This is a genomic window from Paraburkholderia sp. 31.1 (assembly GCF_014397645.1).
Classification (GTDB): Bacteria; Pseudomonadota; Gammaproteobacteria; order Burkholderiales; family Burkholderiaceae; genus Paraburkholderia; species Paraburkholderia tuberum.
The window spans coordinates 16,555-40,575 of the sequence record NZ_VZQN01000038.1 but is presented as its reverse complement, the minus strand read 5'-3'; the positions used below and the strand labels follow the sequence as shown (position 1 = coordinate 40,575).

At 64.3% G+C, this 24,021-nt stretch carries 22 protein-coding genes; 15 read left to right on the top strand and 7 right to left on the bottom strand.

Going from position 1 to position 24,021, the window contains the following annotated elements; translation table 11 throughout:
• The first annotated feature begins 9 nt into the window (after positions 1-9).
• On the top strand, positions 10-801 hold the full coding sequence (locus F6X37_RS26420; protein ID WP_090801554.1) for an ABC transporter ATP-binding protein: 792 nt from the start codon (positions 10-12) through the stop codon (positions 799-801).
• A 17-nt stretch (positions 802-818) separates the two neighbouring features.
• Complete coding sequence (locus F6X37_RS26415; protein WP_026225995.1) at positions 819-1,523, top strand: ABC transporter ATP-binding protein; 705 nt, start codon at positions 819-821, stop codon at positions 1,521-1,523.
• 119 nt (positions 1,524-1,642) lie between these two features.
• Here F6X37_RS26415 and F6X37_RS26410 read toward each other — a convergent pair whose 3' ends face one another.
• The 4 genes from F6X37_RS26410 to F6X37_RS26395 all read right to left on the bottom strand — a co-directional run bounded on the left by F6X37_RS26410 (position 1,643) and on the right by F6X37_RS26395 (position 5,222).
• A complete protein-coding gene (locus tag F6X37_RS26410; RefSeq protein WP_018421572.1) occupies positions 1,643-1,936 on the bottom strand; it encodes a GYD domain-containing protein in 294 nt (97 codons plus the stop codon).
• Positions 1,937-2,199: 263 nt separating this feature from the next.
• The gene (locus tag F6X37_RS26405) at positions 2,200-2,673 is read right to left on the bottom strand and encodes a GNAT family acetyltransferase (protein ID WP_187613338.1); all 474 of its coding nucleotides are present in this window, start codon (positions 2,671-2,673) and stop codon (positions 2,200-2,202) included.
• Between the two features lie 19 nt (positions 2,674-2,692).
• A complete protein-coding gene (locus F6X37_RS26400) occupies positions 2,693-3,877 on the bottom strand; it encodes an acetylornithine transaminase (protein WP_187613337.1) in 1,185 nt (394 codons plus the stop codon).
• A 313-nt stretch (positions 3,878-4,190) separates the two neighbouring features.
• Positions 4,191-5,222, bottom strand: a complete 1,032-nt coding sequence (locus F6X37_RS26395) for a CDP-6-deoxy-delta-3,4-glucoseen reductase (protein WP_187613336.1) — start codon at positions 5,220-5,222, stop codon at positions 4,191-4,193.
• 94 nt (positions 5,223-5,316) lie between these two features.
• Here F6X37_RS26395 and F6X37_RS26390 point away from each other — a divergent pair, with 94 nt between their 5' ends.
• Positions 5,317-6,348 (top strand): SDR family NAD(P)-dependent oxidoreductase, encoded by a 1,032-nt coding sequence (locus tag F6X37_RS26390; protein ID WP_187613335.1) that lies wholly within the window; start codon positions 5,317-5,319, stop codon positions 6,346-6,348.
• Between the two features lie 112 nt (positions 6,349-6,460).
• On the opposite strand, the gene F6X37_RS26385 is transcribed toward F6X37_RS26390, so the two are convergent.
• Positions 6,461-6,649: a hypothetical protein gene (locus tag F6X37_RS26385; RefSeq protein WP_090801547.1), complete on the bottom strand. Its 189-nt coding sequence runs from the start codon at positions 6,647-6,649 to the stop codon at positions 6,461-6,463.
• A gap of 167 nt (positions 6,650-6,816) precedes the next feature.
• On the bottom strand, positions 6,817-7,527 hold the full coding sequence (locus F6X37_RS26380; protein ID WP_187613334.1) for a pseudouridine synthase: 711 nt from the start codon (positions 7,525-7,527) through the stop codon (positions 6,817-6,819).
• A 94-nt stretch (positions 7,528-7,621) separates the two neighbouring features.
• Here F6X37_RS26380 and F6X37_RS26375 point away from each other — a divergent pair, with 94 nt between their 5' ends.
• The 9 genes from F6X37_RS26375 (at position 7,622) to F6X37_RS26335 (ending at position 18,796) form a co-directional block, all read left to right on the top strand.
• On the top strand, positions 7,622-8,890 hold the full coding sequence (locus F6X37_RS26375) for an MFS transporter (protein WP_187613333.1): 1,269 nt from the start codon (positions 7,622-7,624) through the stop codon (positions 8,888-8,890).
• A 216-nt stretch (positions 8,891-9,106) separates the two neighbouring features.
• Positions 9,107-10,198, top strand: coding sequence for a MurR/RpiR family transcriptional regulator (locus tag F6X37_RS26370; protein ID WP_187613332.1), 1,092 nt, complete (start codon positions 9,107-9,109; stop codon positions 10,196-10,198).
• Entirely contained in the window at positions 10,195-11,184 is a 990-nt protein-coding gene (locus F6X37_RS26365) for an isoaspartyl peptidase/L-asparaginase family protein (RefSeq protein ID WP_187613331.1), read from the top strand. Before F6X37_RS26370 ends, F6X37_RS26365 begins: the two co-directional genes overlap by 4 nt.
• A gap of 70 nt (positions 11,185-11,254) precedes the next feature.
• Entirely contained in the window at positions 11,255-13,177 is a 1,923-nt protein-coding gene (locus tag F6X37_RS26360) for a dipeptide ABC transporter ATP-binding protein (protein ID WP_187613330.1), read from the top strand.
• 153 nt (positions 13,178-13,330) lie between these two features.
• Entirely contained in the window at positions 13,331-14,893 is a 1,563-nt protein-coding gene (gsiB, locus tag F6X37_RS26355; protein WP_090801538.1) for a glutathione ABC transporter substrate-binding protein GsiB, read from the top strand.
• Positions 14,894-15,020: 127 nt separating this feature from the next.
• Complete coding sequence (gene gsiC / locus F6X37_RS26350) at positions 15,021-15,941, top strand: glutathione ABC transporter permease GsiC (RefSeq protein ID WP_090801536.1); 921 nt, start codon at positions 15,021-15,023, stop codon at positions 15,939-15,941.
• Positions 15,942-15,948: 7 nt separating this feature from the next.
• Entirely contained in the window at positions 15,949-16,854 is a 906-nt protein-coding gene (gene gsiD / locus F6X37_RS26345; protein WP_187613329.1) for a glutathione ABC transporter permease GsiD, read from the top strand.
• Positions 16,851-17,966 (top strand): P1 family peptidase, encoded by a 1,116-nt coding sequence (locus tag F6X37_RS26340; protein WP_187613328.1) that lies wholly within the window; start codon positions 16,851-16,853, stop codon positions 17,964-17,966. The genes gsiD and F6X37_RS26340 overlap by 4 nt, the downstream gene beginning before the upstream one ends.
• Positions 17,963-18,796 (top strand): M55 family metallopeptidase, encoded by an 834-nt coding sequence (locus F6X37_RS26335; protein ID WP_187613327.1) that lies wholly within the window; start codon positions 17,963-17,965, stop codon positions 18,794-18,796. Before F6X37_RS26340 ends, F6X37_RS26335 begins: the two co-directional genes overlap by 4 nt.
• Positions 18,797-18,820: 24 nt before the next feature.
• Here F6X37_RS26335 and F6X37_RS26330 read toward each other — a convergent pair whose 3' ends face one another.
• Positions 18,821-19,714 (bottom strand): alpha/beta fold hydrolase, encoded by an 894-nt coding sequence (locus tag F6X37_RS26330; RefSeq protein ID WP_187613326.1) that lies wholly within the window; start codon positions 19,712-19,714, stop codon positions 18,821-18,823.
• 675 nt (positions 19,715-20,389) lie between these two features.
• On the opposite strand from F6X37_RS26330, the gene F6X37_RS26325 reads away from it, so the two are divergent.
• The 3 genes from F6X37_RS26325 to F6X37_RS26315 all read left to right on the top strand — a co-directional run bounded on the left by F6X37_RS26325 (position 20,390) and on the right by F6X37_RS26315 (position 23,743).
• A complete protein-coding gene (locus F6X37_RS26325) occupies positions 20,390-21,655 on the top strand; it encodes a glycosyltransferase family 87 protein (RefSeq protein WP_187613325.1) in 1,266 nt (421 codons plus the stop codon).
• A gap of 893 nt (positions 21,656-22,548) precedes the next feature.
• On the top strand, positions 22,549-23,241 hold the full coding sequence (locus F6X37_RS26320; protein WP_187613324.1) for a hypothetical protein: 693 nt from the start codon (positions 22,549-22,551) through the stop codon (positions 23,239-23,241).
• 28 nt (positions 23,242-23,269) lie between these two features.
• Entirely contained in the window at positions 23,270-23,743 is a 474-nt protein-coding gene (locus F6X37_RS26315; RefSeq protein ID WP_187613323.1) for a hypothetical protein, read from the top strand.
• The last annotated feature ends 278 nt before the right edge of the window (positions 23,744-24,021 follow it).

The window sequence follows — 24,021 nt, the reverse complement described above, 5'->3', positions numbered from 1 at the left end:
GAAAAAGACATGAGCGATAACGTAAGCAACAACGCAGCGATCCGGCTGTCGGTGAAGGGCGTCAACAAGCGCTTCGGCGGGCTGCAAGCGCTTTCCGAGGTCGGCCTGCAGATCCGCGCGGGCGAGATCTACGGCCTGATCGGCCCGAACGGCGCCGGCAAGACCACCTTCTTCAATGTGATCACGGGTCTGTACACGCCGGATTCAGGCGAGTTCAAGCTCGACGGCGAGAGCTACACGCCGACCGCGGTCTATCAGGTCGCGAAGGCGGGCATTGCGCGCACGTTCCAGAACATCCGTCTGTTCGGCGGCATGACCGCGCTCGAAAACGTGATGGTCGGCCGTCATGTGCGCACCAAGCACGGTCTGCTCGGCGCGGTGTTCCAGACGCCGGCCGAACGCCAGGAAGAGCGCGAGATCAAGGAGCGCGCGCTCGAACTGCTCGACTACGTCGGCATTACGCAGTACGCGGACTATACGTCGCGCAACCTGTCATATGGCCACCAGCGGCGGCTCGAAATCGCGCGTGCGCTGGCGACCGATCCGAAGCTGCTCGCGCTCGACGAACCGGCGGCCGGCATGAACGCCACCGAGAAGGTCGAGCTGACCAGGCTGCTCGACAAGATCCGTGCGGACGGCAAGACGATTCTGCTGATCGAACACGACGTGAAGCTCGTGATGGGTCTGTGCAATCAGATGACGGTGCTCGACTACGGCAAGGTGATTGCGCAAGGTCTGCCGCAGGACGTGCAGAAGGATGCGAAGGTGATCGAAGCTTATCTGGGTGCGGGGGTCCACTGATGTCCACGACGCAAGCAATGTTGAAAATCAAGGGCCTGCAGGTCAACTACGGTGGCATCCAGGCGGTCAAGGGTGTCGACCTCGAGGTCGGGCAGGGCGAACTCGTCACGCTGATCGGTGCGAACGGCGCGGGCAAAACCACGACGATGAAGGCGATCACCGGCCTGAAGGCGTATGCGGCCGGCGACATCGAGTACATGGGTCAGTCGATCAAGGGCCTGCCCGCGCATGAGCTTCTGAAGCGCGGTCTCGCGATGGTGCCGGAAGGGCGCGGCATCTTCGCGCGCATGTCGATCGTCGAGAACATGCAGATGGGTGCGTATCTGCGCAACGATGACGATGGCATCAAGTCGGACGTCGAGCGCATGTTCGGCTTCTTTCCGCGTCTGAAGGAGCGTGCATCGCAATACGCGGGCACGCTGTCGGGCGGCGAGCAGCAGATGCTCGCGATGGCACGCGCGATCATCTCGCGGCCCAAACTGCTGCTGCTCGACGAACCGTCGATGGGTCTGTCGCCGATCATGGTCGAGAAGATCTTCGAAGTGGTGCGCCTGATTTCCTCTGAAGGCATGACCGTGCTGCTCGTCGAGCAGAACGCGCGGCTCGCGCTGCAGGCGGCGAATCGCGGCTACGTGATGGACTCCGGTTTGATCACGATGTCGGGCGACGCGAAGCAGATGCTCGACGATCCGAAGGTTCGGGCCGCGTATTTGGGTGAATGAGTGGGTGAATGAGTGGGTGAATAGTTGGACGTATGCCCTTTGCGCACACGTCCGGTTTGCAACGCGCCCCGCGATGCAATGTCGCGGGGCGCGTTTTATTTTTCTGGTTGGGACGTGAATTAAGGGAGTCGCCCGATAACCGAACTGATTTCGTCTTTTGTGAACGCACGCAGCGTTTGCGAGCGGACATTGCCGGCCGAGCCGAGTGCGAAGCCGAAGGCGAGGAAGCTCTGCTCGTCTGCCGCTTCGACGACCGAGACAACGTCGTATGCCCCTAACGTCCAGTAGATCTGCTTCATCTCGCAGCCAAAAGATTTCGCCATTTCCGCCGCCTGCCCGGCTCGCTCTGCACTGTTCTTGATCGTGCGGATACCCTGATCCGTAAATTGCAGGAGCACCACATAAGTCGCCATGAAGATTCCCCTTAGGATTCCAGCGCGTTGGGACTCAGACGCATGAGCCGCCCCCGGGGGGGAAGGGTCGCGATTCGCCGCAAACCTGTCTTTCCAGCGCCGGCGTCGTCTCGTGCGTAAACGATTTTAGGCAATCCAACTGCTCGCCATCTGCTATTTGTCCGAATCCGCCGATATGTGCGCTGCTTGCGGGAGAACCATTGAAAAAGCCGCATGCGTCAAGCAACGCATGCGGCTTTCTTTAATCAGGCGTACGACGCGAATCAACTGGCCGGGGCCGCGTCGGCGTATTGGCCGAGCCGCTTGCCGAGGCTGATCACCGCATCGGTGCGATACCCGAGCGCATCGTAGAACGCCCGTATTTCAGCCGTTGCCGACGACAGTACCTGCAGGTTCAGCTTCGGACAACCGAGCTTCGTCAACTCGCTCTCGACGTGCGCGACGAGCCGCGTGCCGATGCCATGACGTCGCAGCGATGCGTCGACCGCGAGCGAATACAACCAGCCGCGGTGTCCATCATAGCCGCCCATTACGGTGCCGACGATGCGTCCATCGAGCACCGCGACGAAGAACAGCTCCGGTTGCGTCGCGAGCTTATTGGCGATCGACTGACGCGGGTTGCGCTGCGGTCGCGTCACATCGCGATACTCGGGAAACACGTCCTGCCATAGCGCAATCACGGCTTCGGTATCGGTCGCGTCGAAGCGGCGGATCGACAGCGTCGTGTTCGTCGTCATCGGTGTGCTCCGTGGTTGATTACAGCGAGTCGAGAACCGAGCGCAGCATCGCCAGCATCTGGTCGATTTCTCCGGTCGTCACGTTAAGCGCCGGCATGAAGCGCAGCAGGCTCGGACGCGCGGCGTTCAGCAGCACGCCGTCGGGTTGCATGTCGCGCGCCTTCTCGACAATCTGGTTGCCGATGTCCTTGCCGAGCAGCAGCGCGCGCAGCAGACCCTCGCCGCGCTCGCCCTTGAAGCCGCGCTCCTCGGACAGCTCGAGCAGCTTCGTGCGCAGATATTCGCCGCGCGAGCGCACGCCTTCGAGGAAGCCCGGCGCCGTCAGCTGCGAGATCACCGAGTAGCCGACCGCGGTCATCAGCGGATTGCCGTTGTAGGTGCCGCCCTGATCGCCCGCTTCGAACACGGCGATTTCCGCCTTCGACAGCAGCGCCGCGAGCGGCACGCCGCCGCCGATGCCTTTGCCGAGCGTCATGATGTCCGGCTCGATGCCCGACAGCTGATACGCGAACAGCGTGCCGGCGCGACCACAGCCGCTTTGCACTTCGTCGACGATCAGCAAGATGTTGTGTTGTTTCGTCAGCTCGCGCAGATGCTGCATGAACTCGCGGGTCGCGGGGATCACGCCGCCTTCGCCCTGGATCGGCTCGAGCATCACCGCGACGGTCTTCGCGTTGATCAGCTTTTCCACCGACGCGATGTCGTTCAGGTCCGCCTTCGGGAAGCCCGGCACCTGCGGCGCGTAGATCGTGTCCCAGCCCGGCTTGCCGCTGGCCGACATCGTCGCGAGCGTGCGGCCGTGGAAGCTGTGGTCGAACGTGATGATCTCGAACGCGCCGTCCTTGAACTTCCTGCCCCACTTGCGCGCGAGCTTGATCGCGCCTTCGTTCGCCTCGGCGCCGCTATTCGCGAAGAACACCTTGTCGAAGCAGCTGTGCTGCGTGAGCAGGCTCGCGAGCTTCGCCATCGGCTCGTTGTAGAACGCCGGCGACGGGTTGATCAGCAGCTTGGCCTGCTGGTTCAGCGCTTCGATCATGCCGTCGTTGCAGTGGCCGAGGCAATTGACCGCCCAGCCCTGAATGAAATCCAGGTAGCGCTTGCCGTTGTTGTCGTAAAGCCACGAGCCTTTGCCGTGCGTGAAAACGATTTCAGGTCGGTTCGTGATGTACATCAGCGAATCGATTGGATACTCATTGAAATTCATGACGGCAGGCTCCAGGCAAAAGGGTAAGAGCAGGGTGAAGAAACGGTGACGGTTTGGCCAATAAGAACGGCGGCCGGAAAAACAGAAAAGCCACGGCATGCCGTGGCTTTCATGATTCGAACAGCTTGCGCCCAGGTTTTGTGTGGCGCGAGTCCGTGACGAAGCCAGCGGCGTTCCTAAGGGAGCGGCGAGCGGCGACGTCGGAATTCGGACTGGATGCGGTTCATGCGCGAAAGAATACGATAAGAAAAGCGCTGGTGTAAACCATGAATTTGCACTGGCGCTGCATCGGGGGGAATTTGCCGCCGTGCAATCAGACCGCGTTCGCGAGATCGGCCGCGCTGGTGAACGAGTCCGCGTAGAACTCGTCTTCCGGCAACTGGTGATGCTGCGTGAAGTCGCGCAGCGCCGATTCGACCATCACCGGCGCGCCGCATGCATATACCTGGTAGGCCGACAGATCGGGCAGATCCTCGATCACCGCCCGATGCACGAAGCCCGTGCGGCCCGTCCATGCGTCGCCCGCATCGGGTTCGGAGAGCACCGGCACGAACTTGAAGTTCGGAATCTCGTGCGCCCATTGCTCGGCGAGTTCGAGCAGATACAGGTCTTTCTTGCGGCGCGCGCCCCAGTAGAGCGTCATGGGGCGCGTCATGTTCTTGAACACCGCATGCTCGACGATCGCCTTCAGCGGCGCGAAGCCGGTGCCCGACGCGAGCAGCACGATCGGCTTGTCCGAGTCCTCGCGCAGGAAGAACGTGCCGAGCGGCGCTTCGAAGCGCAGGATGTCGCGCTCCTTCATCGTGTTGAACACATGGTCGGTGAACGCACCGCCGGGCATGTGGCGGATGTGCAGTTCGACCGGGCCTTCGACGTGCGGCGCGCTCGCCATCGAATAGCTGCGGCGCTTGCCGTCCTTCAGGATGAATTCGAGGTACTGGCCGGCCAGATATTGCAGACGTTCGTTGGCGGGCAGTTGCAGCTTCACGACGATCACGTCGTCGGCCTTGCGCTCGATCGCGTTCACGCGGCACGGCAGCTTCTTGACCTGCACATCGCCGACGCCGGCCACTTCGCGGATGTCGACTTCGAGATCGGAGCACGCGCTCGCGCAGCACAGGAGCGCCATGCCGCGCGTCTTTTCTTCGTTCGACAGCGCCGACGACGAGTGCGCGCGCTGTTCGACCTCGCCGCTCACGACCGTGCCTTTGCACGAACCGCACGCGCCGTTCTTGCAGCCGTACGGCAGGCCGATGCCTTGACGCAGCGCTGCGGAGAGCACCGGTTCGTCCTGTTCTACCTGAAACTGCCGGCCGGTTTGCCGGAGCGTGACGTTAAATGCCATAAAGTGTTCGGAATCGAAAATTCGGAATCGTAATGGGACCCGCCGGATCAACCGCGCGGTACCTGTTGCGTGTGACCGCTACAATGCGCCCACCATGAAAGCGACACGAAACTTCCGCCGGCCGCGCGTGCTGATCGTAGGATGCGGCGACGTCGGCATGCGCTGCGTGCCCCTGTTGCGGCCGCGCGCGCGTATCTTCGCGTTGACGAGCCATGCCGCGCGCTGCGATGAGTTGCGCGCCGCGGGCGTGATGCCGCTCGTCGGCGATCTCGACGCGCGCCGCAGCCTCAAACGGCTCGCGCGCCTCGCGCCGACGGTGCTGCATCTCGCGCCGCCGCAGAAGTCCGGCGACGACGATCGACGCACTCGCGCGCTGCTTGCGACGTTAGGTGCCGCGGGCCGCATGAACGCTTGCGCGGCGAGGTCGTCCGTCGCGCCGATCGCGCGGTTGCGCCGTGCGCGCGCTTCAGGTCTGGGCGCTGAAACACCCGATATTGTACCCGACGGGGTGCGCCGGACCGGCGCTTCGCGCGCACCGGTGCGCATCGTTTACGCAAGCACGACGGGCGTCTACGGCGATTGCGGCGGCGCGTGGATCGACGAAACGCGCGCGCCGCGGCCCGCGAATGCGCGCGCCAAACGTCGCGTGTCGGCCGAGCGGCAGTTGCGGCGCGCGACGGCGCGCGGTAGCGTCGCCACGAGCATCGCGCGGATCCCGGGCATCTATGCGCGCAACCGTCTGCCGCTCGCGCGGCTCGAAAGAGGCACGCCGGCGCTCGTCGATGCCGACGACGTCTACACGAATCACATCCACGCCGACGACCTCGCCGCGATCCTCGTGCGTCTCGCCACGCATGGCCGGCCCGCGCGCGCACTGCACGCGTCCGACGATTCGTCGCTGAAAATGGGGGAGTATTTCGACGCGGTCGCCGATGCGTTCGGGCTCGCGCGCCCGCCGCGCATCACGAGAGAGCAGGCGGAGCAGCAGATCGATCCGCTGCTGCTGTCGTTCATGCGCGAGTCGCGCCGGCTCGTGAACCGGCGTCTGAAGGAGGAATTGCGGGTACGTCTGCGCTATCCGAGCGTCGAGGATTTTTTGCGCGAGGCGAACGGGAAACGCGGCTAGGCCGGCAGCAGAAACAAAATATCGCCTCGCGAGGGCGGAGTTGCCCCGCAAAGCGTATCCGCCGCACCGCATCAATGCGCCGCGCAACACGAGCTGCGCGGTCCAACCGGCATCAGGTCAGCGCAGGCAGCACTTCCAGCAACAGGAAGCACAGCATGCCGCCGATCAATGCGCCGATCAGATTCGGATGGTACTTGTGCCGCAGCCGCATGATGACCAGCAATCCGCCGACCAGCAGCAGCGCAAGGCAGATAAACGAGATCATCGCGTGCGAAAACGCCATCGTGCCGTCGATTTGCATGGCGCCCCTCCTTGAAACCTTTGTAGTCGTTTGTTTAGACGAGTATAGGGCGATATGTAAGCAACGGCATGCTGCAACGCAACGGCCTATGTTCGGTGCACCGCAATGCGCGCGGGCTTTCTCCGGCGCATCAAGGGCTTAGGCGGGTCCTCGGTGGGGCTAGTCGTTTACCCGGCCCGCAGCGCGGCAAGACCCGCTTCGTCGAGCCATTGCCATGCGCCGGGCGCGAGCGCCGCGGGAAGCGCGAGCGCACCGATCCGTTCGCGATGCAGCGCCTCGCAGCGGTTGCCCGAGGCCGCGATCATCCGCTTGACCTGGTGGTATTTGCCTTCGAGCACGGTGAGCTCGAGTGTGTGAGTGTCGCGCGCCTGGGCGTCGAGCGCGGCGCTGGGTTTCGTTTCGCCGTGCAGCAGCACGCCGTCGCGCAGCGCGGCGAGCTGCGCGTCGTCGAGCGGATGGCGCGTGGTCGCGACGTAGAGCTTCGGCACCTTGCGTTTCGGCGACGTGAACTGATGCACGAACTTGCCGTCGTCGGAGAGCAGCAGGAGGCCCGTGGTGTCCTGATCGAGACGGCCGACGCACTGCACGCCGCGCTCGGCGAACTGCGGCGGCAGCAGGCTGAACACGCTCAGATGATGCTGCGGATCGCGCGAGCATTCGTAGCCGATGGGCTTGTTCAGCAGCAGATACGCATGCTCGCGATACGGCCATTCGACGCCGTCGACGCTAAAACGCAACGCGCCGCCATCAACAGCGAAATCGGCGTCGGCATCGGTGCAAATCGCACCGTCGACGCTGACGCGGCCGTCGCCGATCAGCGCACGGCATTGGCGGCGCGAACCGAAACCTTGAGTAAAGAGGATGCTTTCGAGATTCATGGCGAGCGAAGAATAACACCGCAAGAACCGGAGCGCCCCGCAGGCCCTGAGCGCCGACGATGAATGCCTCACGTCAAACCTCGGGAGTGCATCGATGTCCGCCACGTCTTCCCCTTCGTCGTCTTCGCCGTCCGATGCGCAACGTCTGCCCCGCACATTCCAGCGCCTCGCCTGGTCGAACCTGTGCGCGCAATCGGCGGAGCAGATCAGCCTCGCCGCCGCGCCGCTCGTCGCGGTGTTCGCGCTCGGCGCCGACGCGCGCGATACCGGGCTGCTGCAAACCGCGCAGACGCTGCCGTTCCTGTTGCTGTCGATGCCGCTCGGCGTCTGGGCCGACCGCCGCTCGCGCCGCGTGCTGATGACGCTCGCCGAGAGCGTGCGGGTCTGCGCGATGCTGTGCGTGTTGCTGCTGGTGCTCACGCATGCGCTGAACCTGCCGCTGCTCGCCGCGCTCGGCTTCGTCGCCGCGACGGGTACGGTCGCCTACAACGTTGCGGCGCCGTCGCTGGTGTCGTCGATCGTGCCGCGCGACGCCTATGCGAGCGCGAACGGCCGGCTCGAACTCGCGCGCAGCGTCGCGTATTCGGCGGGGCCGGCGCTGGGCGGCGTGCTGGTCGGCTGGATCGGCGCGGGCTGGGCGTATGGCGGCGCGGCGATGTTGTCGGCGTTCGCGGTCGCGTTGCTGGCGGGATTGCGCGAGCCGCCGCGCGCGGCCGCGCCGCAGCGGCACTTCATGCTGGAGCTGCGCGACGGCACGCGCTTCGTGCTGCGCGATCCGTTGCTGCTGCCGATGCTGCTGACCGCCGTGTTCTTCAATCTCGGCTTCTTCATCCTGCAGGCGGTCTATGTGCCTTACGCGGTGCATCGGCTGGGGCTCAATGCCTCGGCGGTCGGCGTGACGCTCGGCGCGTACGGGGTCGGCATGGTCTGCGGCGCGCTCGCCGCGCCCGCGGTCGCGCGGCGTCTCGCATTCGGCCGTCTGCTGATCGTCGGACCGTCGTGCGGGCTGCTCGCGTCGCTCGTGATGGTGGCGACGCTGATCGTCCCATCGTTCTGGCTCGCGCTCGCGAGCTTCTTCCTGCTCGGCGCGGGACCAATCCTGTGGGTCGTCGGCTCGACCACGCTGCGTCAGGCGATCACGCCCGAACGGATGATCGGCCGCGTGTCCGCGCTGATCAGCACCGCCACCTACGGCGCGCGGCCGGTGGGCGCGCTGCTCGGCGCCGCGCTCAGCGCGCGCTGGAGCATCGACGTGTGTCTGGTCGCGGCGTCGCTCGCGTTCGTCGTGCAGGCGCTGATCATCGTGATGTCGCCGGCGGCGCGGCTCATGGGCATTCCCGAACAGAGCGCTGCGGCGTGCTGAGCGGCGGAGCGCGGCACGCGGTGAAGCCACCCGTCGCCCCGATGAAAATGGATTTTCATCGGGGTGCGGCATGGCGTGGATGCCGAACTCCGTTGTCTGAATACCTTCGGTCGGTGAAAACCCTCGAAATAATGAAAATGAATTTTTTTCTGCGCGTGTTTCATGTAAATATAATTTCATCTCCTTCACCCGAAACAACCGCGCTTTTCCGCTCGCATGATCCATCACCCGTCCGCTGTGTCGAACCCCGCCGAGGAGGCCATTGCCGCGCGCATCACCGCCGCGATGCCGACGCTCACGCCAATCCACCAGCGCATGGGCGAGTACGTGCTGGCCCATCTGTTCCGCGCGGCGACGATGCGTATCGACGAGCTCGCGAGCGTGGTCGGCGCGTCGGTCGCGAGCGCGAATCGCTTTGCGCGCGCGCTCGGCTTCGACGGTTATCCGCAGTTTCGCGAGGCGCTCGTGCGTGGCTTCGAGGCGACGCTCGCGCCGGTCGAGCGGCTGCGCAGCGCGCAGGAAACGCTCGCGGCCGGTGACGATCTGATCGACGCGTCGCTCGAGCAGGCCGCCAACAATCTGCACGCAACGCGTACGTCGATCGATCGCGCGAACGCCGACGCCGCCGTCGACGCGATCATCGCCGCGCGTCGCGTATTCGTGATCGGCTTCGGCGCCAGCGCGTTTCTCGCGAGCCTGATGGAGCACGGACTGCTGCCGTATCACGACAACGTGCATTCGCTGGCGCTGAGCGGCGGGCCGTCGCATGCGGCGCGGCACCTCGTGGGTTCGGGCCCGGGCGATCTCGTGATCGGCATCGCGTTTCCGCGCTATGTCGAGGACACGATCGAGCTCGCGCGCCGCGCCTCCGAACGCGGCGCGCGCGTGCTCGCGCTCACCGACGGTCCGCGCTCGCCGCTCGTGCGGTTCGCGGACCTGGCGCTGTATGTCCGCACCGACCGGCGTCTCGCGTCGAATGCCGATTCGGCCGTGCTCGCGGTCATCGAGGCGTTGTGCGACGCGGTGGCGTATCGCGCGCAACGCTCGGTCAAGGCGGCCGCCGAGGTCAGCGAGTTCGTGCTGCCATGGCTGTTCGATCCGCAGTCGGGCGCGGCCGGCGCCGCGCAGGAGCCGGCGCGCGCCCTGAGCAAAGCCGCGCGCGCGAAGGCTGCAAGGCTAAAACACAGCGACGGCGCAAAGGCCGACAGCACCCAAGCCGGAAGCACGAAAGCCAGGGATGCCGAAGCAAAAGCCATCACAGCACCCCGCGCTCCCCGAACCACCCGCACTCCACGATCCAAACGATGAACTCCAACGCAGTCATTGCCATCCACGGCGGGGCCGGGACGATCCTGCGCACGTCGATGTCCGCCAGCGCCGAAAGCGGATATCACGCGGCGCTCAACGCGGTGCTGAGCGCTGGCCAGCGCGTGCTCGCCGACGGCGGCAGCGCGCTCGACGCGGTCAGCGAAGCGGTGCGGCTGCTCGAAGACTGCGCGCTCTTCAATGCGGGCCGCGGCGCGGTCTACACGGCGGCCGGCACGCACGAGCTCGACGCCGCGATCATGGACGGCCGCACACTCGACGCGGGCGCGATCTGTTGCGTGAAGCGCGTGCGCAATCCGATTCTTGCCGCGCGCCGCGTGCTCGAGCGCAGCGACCACGTGCTGTTCACCGGTGACGGCGCGGAAGCGTTCGCGGCCGCGCAGGGGCTAGAGTTCGTCGACAACAGCTACTTCGACACCGACGCGCGCTATCGCCAATGGCAACTGGCGCGTGAGCAGCAGCGTCCGATGCTCGATCACGACGCCGCGACGCTCGCGTCCACGGCTTCGAGCAACGACGACCCGACGCCGCACGAGCCGATCGATCCGAATCGCAAGTTCGGCACCGTCGGCGCAGTCGCGCTCGACCGCCACGGGCATCTCGCCGCGGCGACCTCGACGGGCGGCGTGACCAACAAGCAGGTGGGCCGCGTCGGCGATACGCCGCTGATCGGCGCGGGCTGCTACGCGGACGACGCGACCTGCGCGGTATCGACCACCGGCTCCGGCGAAATGTTCATGCGCATGGTCGCCGCCTACGACGTCGCCGCGCAGATGGCCTATCGCCAGGTCTCGCTCGAAGAAGCCGCGCACGACGTCGTGATGAACCGCTTGCCGAAGATCGACGGACGCGGCGGCCTCGTCGCCGTCGACGCGCGGGGCAACGTCACGCTGCCGTTCAATACCGAGGGTATGTACCGCGGTTTCGCGCGGCTCGGCGAAGCGCCCGTGACGGCGATCTATCGCTAGCCGCTGGCGCGTGTCGCCACCTGCCTGAGGCCCCGATAGCCGCGTTCGAATTCAAAGCAAAGGAACCACCGTGCCGACTTCCTCGCACACCGCCAGCCCGCTTATCGAAACCCTGCCGCCGCTGCGCGTGCTCGCGGTCGACGATCTGACGGTCGCGTTCCGCCGCGGCGACTCGACCTTCAACGCGGTGCGCAATCTGTCGTTCACGGTCGAGCGCGGCGAGACGCTCGCGATCGTCGGCGAATCGGGCTCGGGCAAGTCGGTCACGTCGCTGGCGCTGATGCGGCTGATCGAGCATGGCGGCGGCCGTCTTGCCGGCGGCAGCATCGCCTTCCGGCGGCGCGACGGCAGCGTGCTCGATCTCGCGAAGGCGTCGTCCGGCACGATGCGCACGGTGCGCGGCGCCGACATCGCGATGATCTTCCAGGAGCCGATGACCTCGCTCAATCCGGTCTTCACGGTCGGCGATCAGATCAGCGAGGCGATCGCGCTGCACCAGGGCAAGAGCCGCGAGGCGGCGCGCGCCGAAACCTTGCGTCTGCTTGAGATCGTGCGGATTCCCGAGGCAAGGCGCGTCGCGGCGCGTTACCCGCATCAGCTGTCGGGCGGCATGCGCCAGCGCGTGATGATTGCGATGGCGTTGTCGTGCAAGCCCGCGCTGCTGATCGCCGATGAACCGACCACCGCGCTCGACGTCACGATCCAGGCGCAGATCCTGCAACTGATTCGCGGCTTGCAGGACGAGATGAACATGGGCGTGATCTTCATCACGCACGACATGGGCGTGGTTGCCGAAGTGGCCGACCGCGTGCTCGTCATGTATCGCGGCGAGAAGGTCGAGGAGGGCGCGTCGAACGCGCTGTTCGCCGCGCCGTCGCATCCGTACACGAAGGCGCTGCTCGCGGCGGTGCCGCGGCTCGGCTCGATGCACGGCACCGATCAGCCCGCGCGCTTTCCGATCCTGAGCGTCGAGCAGGCCGGTGCGAACGGCGCCGATGCCGCGGTGCAGCCGGCGGCGGCTGTCGCCGAAGAAGCGCAGCCGCTGGTGCGCGACGACACGCCGCCGATCCTGCGCGTGCGCGATCTGGTCACGCGCTTTCCGGTCCGTAGCGGCCTGTTCGGCCGTATGACGGGCCGTGTGCATGCGGTCGAAAAAGTCAGCTTCGATCTGCGGCCCGGCGAAACGCTCGCGCTGGTCGGCGAGTCGGGCTGCGGCAAGTCGACCACGGGCCGCTCGCTGCTGAGACTCGTCGAAAGTCAGAGTGGCTCGATCGAATTCGCTGGCAAGGAAATCAGCTCGCTGACCGGGCCCGCGTTGCAGGCGCTGCGCCGCGATATCCAGTTTATTTTCCAGGATCCGTTCGCGTCGTTGAATCCGCGCTTGACCGTCGGCTTCTCGATCATGGAGCCGCTGCTCGTGCATGGCGTCGCGCAGGGTGGACAAGCGCAGGCGCGCGTCGCGTGGCTGCTCGAGAAAGTCGGTTTACCGGCCGAGGCCGCGCGCCGCTATCCGCATGAGTTTTCGGGCGGGCAGCGTCAGCGTATCGCGATTGCTCGCGCGCTCGCGCTGAATCCGAAGGTCGTGATCGCCGACGAATCGGTGTCCGCGCTCGACGTCTCCGTGCAGGCGCAGATCGTCAATCTGATGCTCGACCTGCAGCGTGAGCTCGGCGTCGCGTATCTGTTCATTTCGCACGACATGGCGGTGGTCGAGCGGGTCAGCCATCGCGTCGCGGTGATGTATCTCGGCCAGATCGTCGAGATCGGTCCGCGTCGCGCGGTGTTCGAGGCGCCGCAGCATCCGTACACGAAGAAGCTGATGAGCGCGGTGCCGGTCGCCGATCCCGCGCGCCGTCACGCGCAACGCATGCTCGCCGCCGACGATATTCCGAGCCCGATCCGCGCGCTGCACGACGAGCCGGTCGTCGCGCCGCTCGTCGCGGTGGGACCGGATCATTTCGTCGCGCAGCATCGCGTCGGCGGTGCTTATTGAGCGAAGCGCCGCATCGCATTGAAGCGGAAGACCTGAAGCGCGAGACCCGAAGCATCAGCAATCGAAGCAACAGCAAGAGAAACATCAGCACTTGAAGCCACGCCAACCATAACGGCCCTGTCACATCCTTAACTCGCAGCCTGGAGCAATCTCATGAACCTGCTGTTCCCGTCCTCTCCGTTTCGTTTGCGCGCGCTCGTTAGCGGCGGCGCGGTGGTGTTCGCGACGCTCGCGGGCAATCTGGCGCACGCCGAAACGACGGCCGTGATGGCCGTCGCGTCGACCTTCACGTCGCTCGATCCGTACGACGCGAACGACACGCTGTCGCAGGCGGTCGCGAAATCGTTCTATCAGGGGCTGTTCGGCTTCGACAAGGACATGAAGCTCGTCAACGTGCTCGCCGACAGCTATGAGGCGAGCCCCGACGCGCGCGTCTATACGATCAAGCTGCGCCATGGCGTGAAGTTCCAGGACGGCACCGACTTCAATGCGGCCGCCGTGAAGGCGAACTTCGACCGCGTGACCGATCCGGCCAACAAGCTGAAGCGCTACAACATGTTCAGCCGCATCGAGAAAACGGAAGTGGTCGATCCGTACACGGTGCGCGTCACGCTGAAAACGCCGTTCTCGGCGTTCATCAACGTGCTCGCGCATCCGTCTGCGGTGATGATCTCGCCGGACGCGCTGAAGAAGTACGGCAAGGACATCGCGTTTCATCCGGTCGGCACGGGCCCGTTCGAACTCGTGAAGTGGGACCCGGCCGGCGACCTGACCGTGAAGAAGTTCGCCGGCTACTGGAAGAAGGGTTATCCGAAGATCGATGCGATCGACTGGAAGCCGGTCGTCGACAACAACACGCGCGCCGCGCTGATCCGCACCGGCGAAGCGGACTTCGCGTTCCAGGTGCCGTTCGAGCAGGCCGCGCAACTGCAGTCGAGCCCGAAGGTCGATCTGATCGCGGCGCCGTCGATCATCGAGCGCTACATCAGCATGAACATGAACCAGAAGCCGTTCGACAACCCGAAGGTGCGTGAGGCGCTGAATTACGCGGTCAACAAGGAAGCGCTGACGAAGGTCGCGTTCGCCGGGTACGCGACGCCGGCCGACGGCGTCGTGCCGCAGGGCGTCGACTATGCGGTCAAGCTCGGACCCTGGCCGTACGATCCCGCGAAGGCGCGCGAACTGCTGAAGGAAGCGGGCTATCCGAACGGCTTCGAAACGACGCTGTGGTCCGCGTATAACTACTCGACCGCGCAGAAGGTGATCCAGTTCGTGCAGCAGCAGCTCGCGCAGGTCGGCATCAAGGCCAGCGTCGAGGCGCTCGAGGCGGGTCAGCGCGTCGCCAAGGTCGAAAGCGCGCAGGACCCGGCGACCGCGCCGGTGCGGATGTACTACGCGGGCTGGTCGTCGTCGACCGGCGAGGCGGACTGGGCGATCAGCCCGCTGCTCGCGGGCTACTCGATTCCGCCGAAGATGGTCAACACGTCGTACTACAAGAACGACGCGGTCGACAACGATCTGAAGCAGGCGCTCGAAACGACCGACCGCACGCAGAAGGCCGCGCTCTACACCGACGCGCAGAAGCGCATCTGGGCCGACGCGCCGTGGATCTTCCTCGTCAAGGAGAAGGTCGTGTATGCGCGCAGCAAGCGTCTGTCGGGCGCTTACGTCGCGCCGGACGGCTCGTTCAACTTCGACGAGATCGCGATCAAGTGATGAGCTGACGAGGCGGCATGCGCAGGCGGCGGTTCACCCAGCCCGCCGCCGCGCCGCCGCCGCACACGAGTCCTCGTTGCCCGCCTGATTTGCCGCTCATTTGCCGCTCATTTGCCAGATTGGTCTCATGCTGAACTTCCTCGTCAAACGTCTGCTAGGCCTGCTGCCGACGCTCTTCATCGTCGCCGTGCTGGTGTTCCTGTTCGTGCATCTGCTGCCGGGCGATCCGGCGCGGCTCGCCGCCGGTCCTGAAGCGGACGAGGCGACCGTGGCCCTCGTGCGCTCCGACCTCGGGCTCGACAAGCCGCTGCCGCAGCAGTTCGTCCGTTTCTTCTGGCGGATGGCGCATGGCGACTTCGGCGTTTCGACGCGCAGCAAGCGGCCGGTGAGCCAGGAGATTGCGGAACGCTTCTTCCCGACGTTGTGGCTGACGATCGCGAGCATGGTGTGGGCGGTCGTGATCGGCATGGCAATCGGCATCGCCTCGGCGGTGTGGCGCAACCGCTGGCCGGACCGCCTGGGCATGACGCTCGCGGTGTCGGGCATTTCGTTTCCGGCGTTCGCGCTCGGCATGCTGCTGATGCAGATTTTCTCGGTGCAACTCGGCTGGCTGCCGATCGTCGGCGACGGTTCGTGGCGCAGCTACGTGCTGCCGTCGCTGACGCTCGGCGCGGCGGTCGCGGCCGTGATGGCGCGCTTCACGCGGGCCTCGTTCGTCGAGGTGCTGCACGAGGACTTCGTGCGCACCGCGCGCGCGAAGGGCGTGCCCGAGCGGCTCGTGATCATCAAGCACTGCCTGCGCAACGCGCTGATTCCCGTCGTCACGATGATGGGGTTGCAGTTCGGCTTTCTGCTCGGCGGCTCGATCGTCGTCGAAGTGGTGTTCAACTGGCCGGGCCTCGGCCGTTTGCTCGTCGATGCGGTGTCGATGCGCGACTATCCGATCATTCAGGCCGAGGTGCTGTTGTTCTCGCTCGAATTCATCATCATCAACCTGATCGTCGACGTGCTGTACGCGGTGATCAACCCGACCATCCGTTTCAAGTGAGGCCCGCATGAGCACCACCGCCACCGGGCCGAATGCGGCCACTCCCACTGCCTCCGAACGCGCGATCCGCACACCGTGGAGCGAGTTCTGGCGCAAGTTTCGCAAGCAGCATGTCGCGCTGGCCGCCGGCGTGTTCGTGCTGCTCCTGATCGTGGTCGCGATCATCGCGCCGCATATCGTGCCGTACGACCCCGAGAATTTCTTCGACTACGACGCGCTGAACGCGGGGCCGTCGGCCGCGCACTGGTTCGGCGTCGATTCGCTGGGCCGCGATATCTTCAGCCGCATCCTCGTCGGCTCGCGCATTTCGCTCGAGGCAGGCTTTCTGTCCGTGGCGATCGGCGCGGTGATCGGCACGTTCTTCGGTCTGCTTGCCGGTTACTACGAGGGCTGGTGGGATCGCATCACAATGCGCGTGGCCGACGTGCTGTTCGCGTTCCCCGGCATTCTGCTCGCGATCGGCGTGGTCGCGATTCTCGGCAACGGCATGATCAACGTGATCTGCGCCGTGGCGATCTTCAGCATTCCGGCGTTCGCGCGGCTCGTGCGCGGCAATACGCTGATGCTCAAGCAGCTCACCTATGTCGAGGCGGCACGCAGCATCGGCGCGTCGGACTGGACGATCATGGCGCGGCACATTCTGCCGGGCACGATTTCGTCGGTCGTCGTGTATCTGACGATGCGCATCGGCACGTCGATCATCACGGCGGCGAGCCTGTCGTTTCTCGGCTTGGGCGCGCAGCCGCCGACGCCCGAGTGGGGCGCGATGCTCAACGAAGCTCGCGCCGACATGGTGACCGCGCCGCATATCGCGCTGTTTCCGAGCCTCGCTATCTTCCTGACCGTGCTCGCGTTCAACCTGCTCGGCGATGGTCTGCGCGATGCGCTCGATCCGAAGCTGGATCGGCCATGAGCATGAGCAACCATCATTCGGCTGAGCGCACGCCGCATATCGGCACGTTGCCGGCCGGAGCGCTCGGCACGATCGCCGACGTGGACGGCGTCAGCGTCGGTCATTGCACGCTTGCCGAAGGCGCGCTGCAAACCGGCGTGACCGTGATCCGGCCGCATCGCGGCGATCCGTTCGTCGACAAGGTGCCGGCCGCCGCGTCGGTGATCAACGGCTTCGGCAAGAGCATCGGGCTCGTGCAGCTCGACGAACTCGGCACGCTGGAGACGCCGATCGCGCTGACCAACACCTTCGGCGTCGGTACGGTCGCGCAGGCGCAGATCCGCGCGGCGATTCGCGCGAATCCGCGCATCGGCCGCGAATGGTCGACGCTCAATCCGCTCGTGTTCGAGTGCAACGACGGCTACCTGAACGACATTCAGGCGCTTGCCGTGACCGAACGGCATTTCAACGAAGCATTCGACGCGGCAAGCGCCGATGTCGCGAGCGGTGCGCTCGGCGCGGGGCGCGGCATGTCGTGTTTCGATCTGAAGGGCGGCATCGGCACTGCGTCGCGCGTGTTCAGTGCGGGGGGCCGCGACTACACCGTTGGCGCGCTCGTGCTTGCCAACTTCGGCCGTCTGCCGATGCTGACGATCGACGGCACGCCGCTCGGCCGCATGCTGGCCGAACGCGCGGCCGTCGCTGAGGCGGCGAATGCTGCCAGTGCCGCTGCTCACGCGACCCCCGACCAACCCGAGCAAGGCTCGATCATCATGATCGTCGCGACCGATGCGCCGCTCGACGCGCGCCAGCTGAAACGCCTGTCGTTGCGCGCGGCGGCCGGTCTCGCGCGCACCGGCTCGGTGTACGGCCACGGCAGCGGCGATATCGCGCTGGCGTTTTCGACCGCGTACACGGTGCCGCACGGCGCGGACTTCGTCGCGCTGCCGCCGCTGGTCGCGGATCACTGTATGGACCCGCTGTTTCGCGCCTGCGCCGACAGCCTCGAACAGGCGATCGTCGATGCATTGTGGAGCGCCGAGTCGGTCACCGGTCGCGACGGTCATCGGCGGCTGTCGCTGCGCGACAGCGTGCCGGACCTTGCCCACCTGCTGAGGAATTCCGCGCGATGAAAGTCCTGATCTCCACCGACATCGAAGGCATCGCCGGCGTGTTCCATGCCGAGCAGACGCGCGCGGGCAACGGCGAATACGAAGCCGCGCGACGCTGGATGACGCTCGAAGCCAACGCGGCCGTCGAAGGCGCGTTCGCGGGCGGCGCGACCGACGTGTGGGTCAATGATTCGCACGGCGGCTTTCGCAACCTGCTGCCCGATCTGCTCGATCCGCGCGCCCAGCTCGTGCTCGGCAAGCCGCGCACGCTCGGCATGATGGCCGGGCTCGAATACGGTGCGGCGCTGGTCTTCATGCTCGGCTATCACGCGAAGGCGCAAACGCGCGGCATCCTCGCGCACACGATCAACAGCTTCGCGTTCGCGCGCGTGGCGTTCAACGGCGTGGAGCTGGGCGAAGCGGGGCTGTACGGTGCGCTCGCCGAAGAATATGGCGCGCGTGTGGTGCTTTTATCGGGTGACGACGTGTTCGCCGAGGAAACCGCGCCGCGTTTTCCCGGCGCGCGTTTCGTCGTCACGAAGACCGCGACCGGGCAAGCAAGCGGCGTCACGCAGTCGCCCGCGAGCGTGCGCGAGGCGCTGCGGGCCGCCGCGCGCGACGTGGTCCGTCAGCATGTCGAAGCGGCCCGCGCGCCTGCCGCGACGCGCGCGGAGCCGCGAACGATCGACTGCGAACTGCGCGTGCAAACGAGCGGGCTCGCCGATCTGTTCTGCCAATGGCCGACGCTTACGCGCGTCGATGGCGTGACGTTGCGCTTCAGTGCGGCGTCGGCCGAGCATGCGGTGCGGATGCTGAACTGTCTGTCGGCGATGTCGTTCATGCTGCGCTGAGCCGCGCGGCGTCGAGCCGCCGGCTTACTGCTGCTGCCGGCTCAACTCGCGCGCCGCGTGATCGATCGCCTCCGCCACCGCCCCGGCGTGCGACACCGGCGCGAGATGGCTCGACGCGACCGGCACCACCTTCGCGCCGATGCGCGCGGCGATCATTCTCTGCAGATCGGGCGACACCGCGTGGTCTTTCGTCGTCAGCACGTACCACGACGGTTTGTCCTTCCAGCCGACCTGATCGACCGGTTCGTCGAATGCGCTCGCGGCGATCGGCACCTGCGCGGCGGCGAGCACGCGTGCGACGGTCTCGGGCACGTCGGCGGCGAGATCGGCGTGATAGCGCGCGCGGTCGATCCACAAAAACCCGTTCGCGTCCTTGCTGATGCTCTGGCCGGCCGGCATCGGCCCGCCGGCCTTCATCACGTCCATCGCCGATTCGTGCAGTTGCGGCGCAAGCGCGGCGACATACACGAGCCCGGCGACGTTCGGCGCGTTCGCGGCGACCTCGGTGATCACGACGCCGCCCCACGAGTGCCCGACCAGCAGCACCGGACCGTTCTCGCGATCGAGCACGCGGCGGGTCGCGGCGACGTCGTCGGCGAGCGAGGTCAGCGGGTTCTGCACCGAGCTCACGTGATAACCCTTTTGCTGCAGCTTCGCGACCACGCCGTTCCAGCTCGATCCGTCGACGAACGCGCCATGCACGAGCACGATGTTGCGCACCGGGCCGCCGAGCGCGACGGCAGGCGGCTTGCTGGCAGTAGCGGGGGCAGGCGCTGGCGCTGGCTGGCCGCTTGCCTGCGACGCGGCGTCATCGGCCGGTTGCTGGGCGGCGGGCACCGTCTGCGCGAGCGCGGACGTACTGACGCCCGCGAAACAGAGGCACAACACGGCGGCGCAAAGCAGACGTTTGGGCAACATAGCGAAGCTCCGCGGCGTGAAAAGTGGACTTCGGCAACATACCCGGGCGCGATCCCCGTGACAATCACAATCCGCGCGCTTGAGTGCGGCGCAGAACGAAGCGGGCGGCTCCGAATGTCAGAGGAATATCGGTCGGGGTAAAATTAGCGGTTTTGCCAGACCGGACCGTACGGTCCAGCCGTGCAATCTGCCACAGCGCTGCCTTCGACAGCGTTCCACGCCCAGCGGCGACATGCGGCGAACACAGGGGCGCTGACGCCGGGCTTGTCGATCTCGGTGTGGCTGGTGCCGGCATGGCTCGTGCTGATGTGGGGCGGCTACGTGATCAAGCGACGCCGCGAGGTTGCGCGCGCTGGCATGGGGGGCCGCGAGCCGATAAGCGCCGATCGGCGCGACGCGTGGTATTCCGCGGCGAACACGGCGATTCGCCGCCGACGAACGATCTTCGCGCGGCGAAGTTCCCGACATAGGTCGGTCTCGTGTGGGCGAGCGCACAGATCGATTTTTGCGAATCGGTAATCTCTGTCCGGTCGTCCGGCACGAAGCCGGCATGGCTGGCCATGCCGGCCATCCCCGGACCGTACCGACGACATGGTCTGCTGGTACGCCCCCGCTAGCGCGGGTCTCAAGGGCGCAGCAACTCCCACGTTGATTGACGTACCGCGGAGAGACACCATGTTCAACGCAGGCGCCGTACGGACCAGGTCGAACTTCGGCGCGGGTGCCGCGCTCCTTTTGCTGATTGCGGTAGCCTGCCTCGCGCTGCGTATCCTGCACGTCGTCGCCAAGTTTCGTGGCAACGTCCCTGACGCCTTCGGCGATTTCAATTTCTACCTGTACGCCTTCAACGTCGTGCTGCATGACCCGGCGCGCCTGTACGATCACGACGCGCTCATCGCGTTTTTGCAGGGCATCGGCGCGCGCTCGACGGGCGACGACATCTTCTACGCCTACCCGCCGCAGTTCGCGCTGGTGTTTGCGCCGCTCGCGCTGCTGACGCCGCTCGCCGCGAAAATCGTCTGGGTGAGTGCGTCGATCGTGTTGTTCTCGGTGGCCTTGTATCTCGTCGTCACGATGGCGTACCGCGGCACGGAGCGCAGCGTGAACCTGCTGCTGGTGGCGGTCGCGCTGCTGAGCTTTCCGCTCGTCGAAGATACCTACGACGGCCAATCGAACGAACTGCTGTTCTTCCTGTTGATTGCGACTTTCGCGCTGATCGAGCGTGGCAAAGGTTATGCCGCTGGACTCTTTCTTGGCTTTGCGAGCGCGATCAAGCTCACGCCCCTGGCGGTTGCCGGCCTGCTGTTGCTGCGTCGCGAATGGCGGACGTTCGTGATGGCGAGCGTCGTTGCGATTGCGTTGACGTTGATCACCGGAGCGCGCCTCGGCTTCGACGTTTTGTGGCACTACTTCGTGTCGGACATGCCGCGCCTGAACGGCATGGCACTGGCGATGAGCGGTGGCGGCGCGCCGATGAACAATGCCGTGAGGGGCGCGCTGCAGACGCTATCGGCGACGATCGGCATGCCGGTGTCCGGTACGTTGCTGTCGATTGCTTCGCATGCGTTGGTGCTGGCTGCTTGCCTGCTGTCCGCGTATCTGGTGTTTCGCCGCCATCGGGACAGCCGCATCGACTACGCGCTCGCTTCGATGACGATGCTCGTGGCTTATCCGATCCTCGAGCCGATCCACATGGTGCTCGCGTTGATCCCGTTGCTGATTTTGCTGGGGACCGCCTTCGAAGCGCGCGGCGGGCAGCTGTCGGCGCTCGGTCCGAGACTGGAGATGCTGCTGGCCGCGATCGTCGTAGTCTTGCTGTTCTTTGCGGCGCGATTCGTGTCCTACACGGTCGCGGCGCTGATCATTTACGGGCTCTGTGTCGCAAGGTACTTTCCACCGTCGGGAGTGAGGCGGCGAGGGCGTGCTTACCAGCCTGGATGAATGATCCCGGTGTGGCTAAAGGGTTTTTGATGGGAGATGCGACTGGCGATGTCTTCCGGACGATTGGGAATCGGGAAGATTGTTTGATGGCAGGGCCGGAATGAAAAACCCCCTGCTATCGCTTTGCTTGAGCGGGGTTGAGGAATTTTGCCGGTACGGATACCACCAAAAATACCACCGGGCGTGCGTATTTGCCGGAATGAGCGGGCGAAAACTTATCGGCGAACCGGGCATATGACAGTCGGCTGAGTTCAACCCGGAACTGCCGGTCATGTCCGCACGTCTTCAATGGCTGCTCGCGAGGGCGGACAGATATGGCGGGTAGATGCGCCGTGCCATTCGCATCCAAACTTCCGCAATTTCCTTGGGCTCTTTGACCGCCGAGATTGCGGAAAGCCTCTACTCAAAGCGATGTTTGCTGTCGGAGATACTTGTTTGTTTAGCCCTGGTCGAGTCTAGATTTCAGCTACGCGGGGACATTTAGTACCGTGTCAGGATGTGAATGCGTCGAATGAATCATGGTGCAATCGCTTCGCGGCGCAAACCTCGGCATCTTGTGGTCCCTCGCAAGCGTTGCCGACGACGAGACGAAAATATCCCGCCAGAAGATTAGATGCCAGTCCCCGTAGGCCATCGCCTTCACAGCGGCGAGCCGGAATGAGACGTGAATATGGGTAGCCAACGCAACGAACCTTCTGTCGACAGTTCAGGCAGTCTTTCGCGGCGACGCGTTCCACCGAAAGTTCAGCAACCTGTTAGTGTACGAGGCGGTATAGTACCCTCACCTGTGAATCACGAGATACACACCAATGATGCACCCCTAATTAAGGTGATTAACGAATGACCCGAGGCGCGTTTCGCCGCGCTTGACCGGAAAGACTTGGATACATTAGATGAACAGGACAAAAGCACTTGATCCCGCCTTGCAAATTGGTGAGCAACGCGATGAGTCAACATATCTAACACAGTTTTCCGTCACACGAGAAGCGGTGTACATTTTTGACTTTGACGGTGTAATTGCGAGCGCAAACGAAGACCGGCTATATAAGGCACCCCTTTCAGACGAGGAGAGGGCGTTCACTGCCCAAGCGGCACATAAGCTTGGCGTACGGTGCGAAGGCATGGATCCTCGATATCAACGTCACCTCGTTCACCAAGCGGCACTATGGTTTATGGATAGTCCAATAGCACCTGGACCTTTGCTTGAAAAAGCGAGAGAGGCAAACTGCGAGGCTAGGTTGTTTATCCTCACCGCTCGAAGCGGTTGGTATGCTGTTGAGCGATGTCGCGATTTTTTGCGTGCCAATCTGCTGCTACCCGTTGAAACATTTCACGTCGGACGCACCGGAAAGGTTGCGCAAGTTGAGCTTGTTTGCAATGAGTTTGATGACGCGAAAATCTTCTTTATCGATGACTCGATCGCACATTTGAAAGCAGTGGACTTGGCCTTGGGTAATCGCGTGTCAAAAGTATTTGTTCGAGACGGGCTGGAGGAAAAGGAGTCCCGACTGCTTAGCCCCGGCACCGACGAACTCCGTAGACTCTATGTCGAAGTTGTTCAATCTGCAATGGAGAATTGCAATTAACCCAGCTTGACGAACAGAGGAGCCGGTGATGTCCATAACCATTAAAGATGAACCACTCTCAGCTGATTTGAAGGCGCTTTTGGAGCATACGAGGAGCCAGTTTCAATACCATGCTAAACAGCGATTGGATTCAATTCGATACTTTTTTGCGGCTTTCGGATTGGTTGGTGCCTTGGTCGCAAAGATGCATATCGAAAGTGATGCCAATTCAGTCGCTGTTGTCCTGGTAACTTTTACCGCTCTTTTGTTTACAGTGTCGTTTTGGGTTCTGGACTTCAGAAATGCCCAGATGGTCGAGACCGACGAAGATGCACTTAAACAAATTGAAGAGAAAGTTAAAGATGCATTCCAGCTTGACAAATTCGACGCCACCAAACAAAACGAAAAACCACACCAGTGGCGGCGATATAAAATCGTAACGCGAATCTTGTTCGGCTATCTTTCAATTGTGCTGTTTGTATGTTTTATCGTGGATGTTGCGAAATTGCTTTGCCATAAATAGTTCAGTCTGAATAACTCAGAGCGTCCGACCGGCCGCTTTGAGGATCGGTCGGCCATGCGGATGTCCGAACAGAAGTGCGTGCGAGAGGCGCTTCCTGGCCGAACCTTGCCAATCGTTGTGCGATCGACAAGTGTCGTGTCATGACCGGCAGCACGCGACCCGTAAGCGACAGAGGTAAATCGCGAAAGTGGCCGCACAAAGGCTGTGCTGCCACGCGGTTCGATGCGTGCGGTTGTTGGCTCTCGGCCCACATGCTCTAATGGGGTCATCTATTTCCG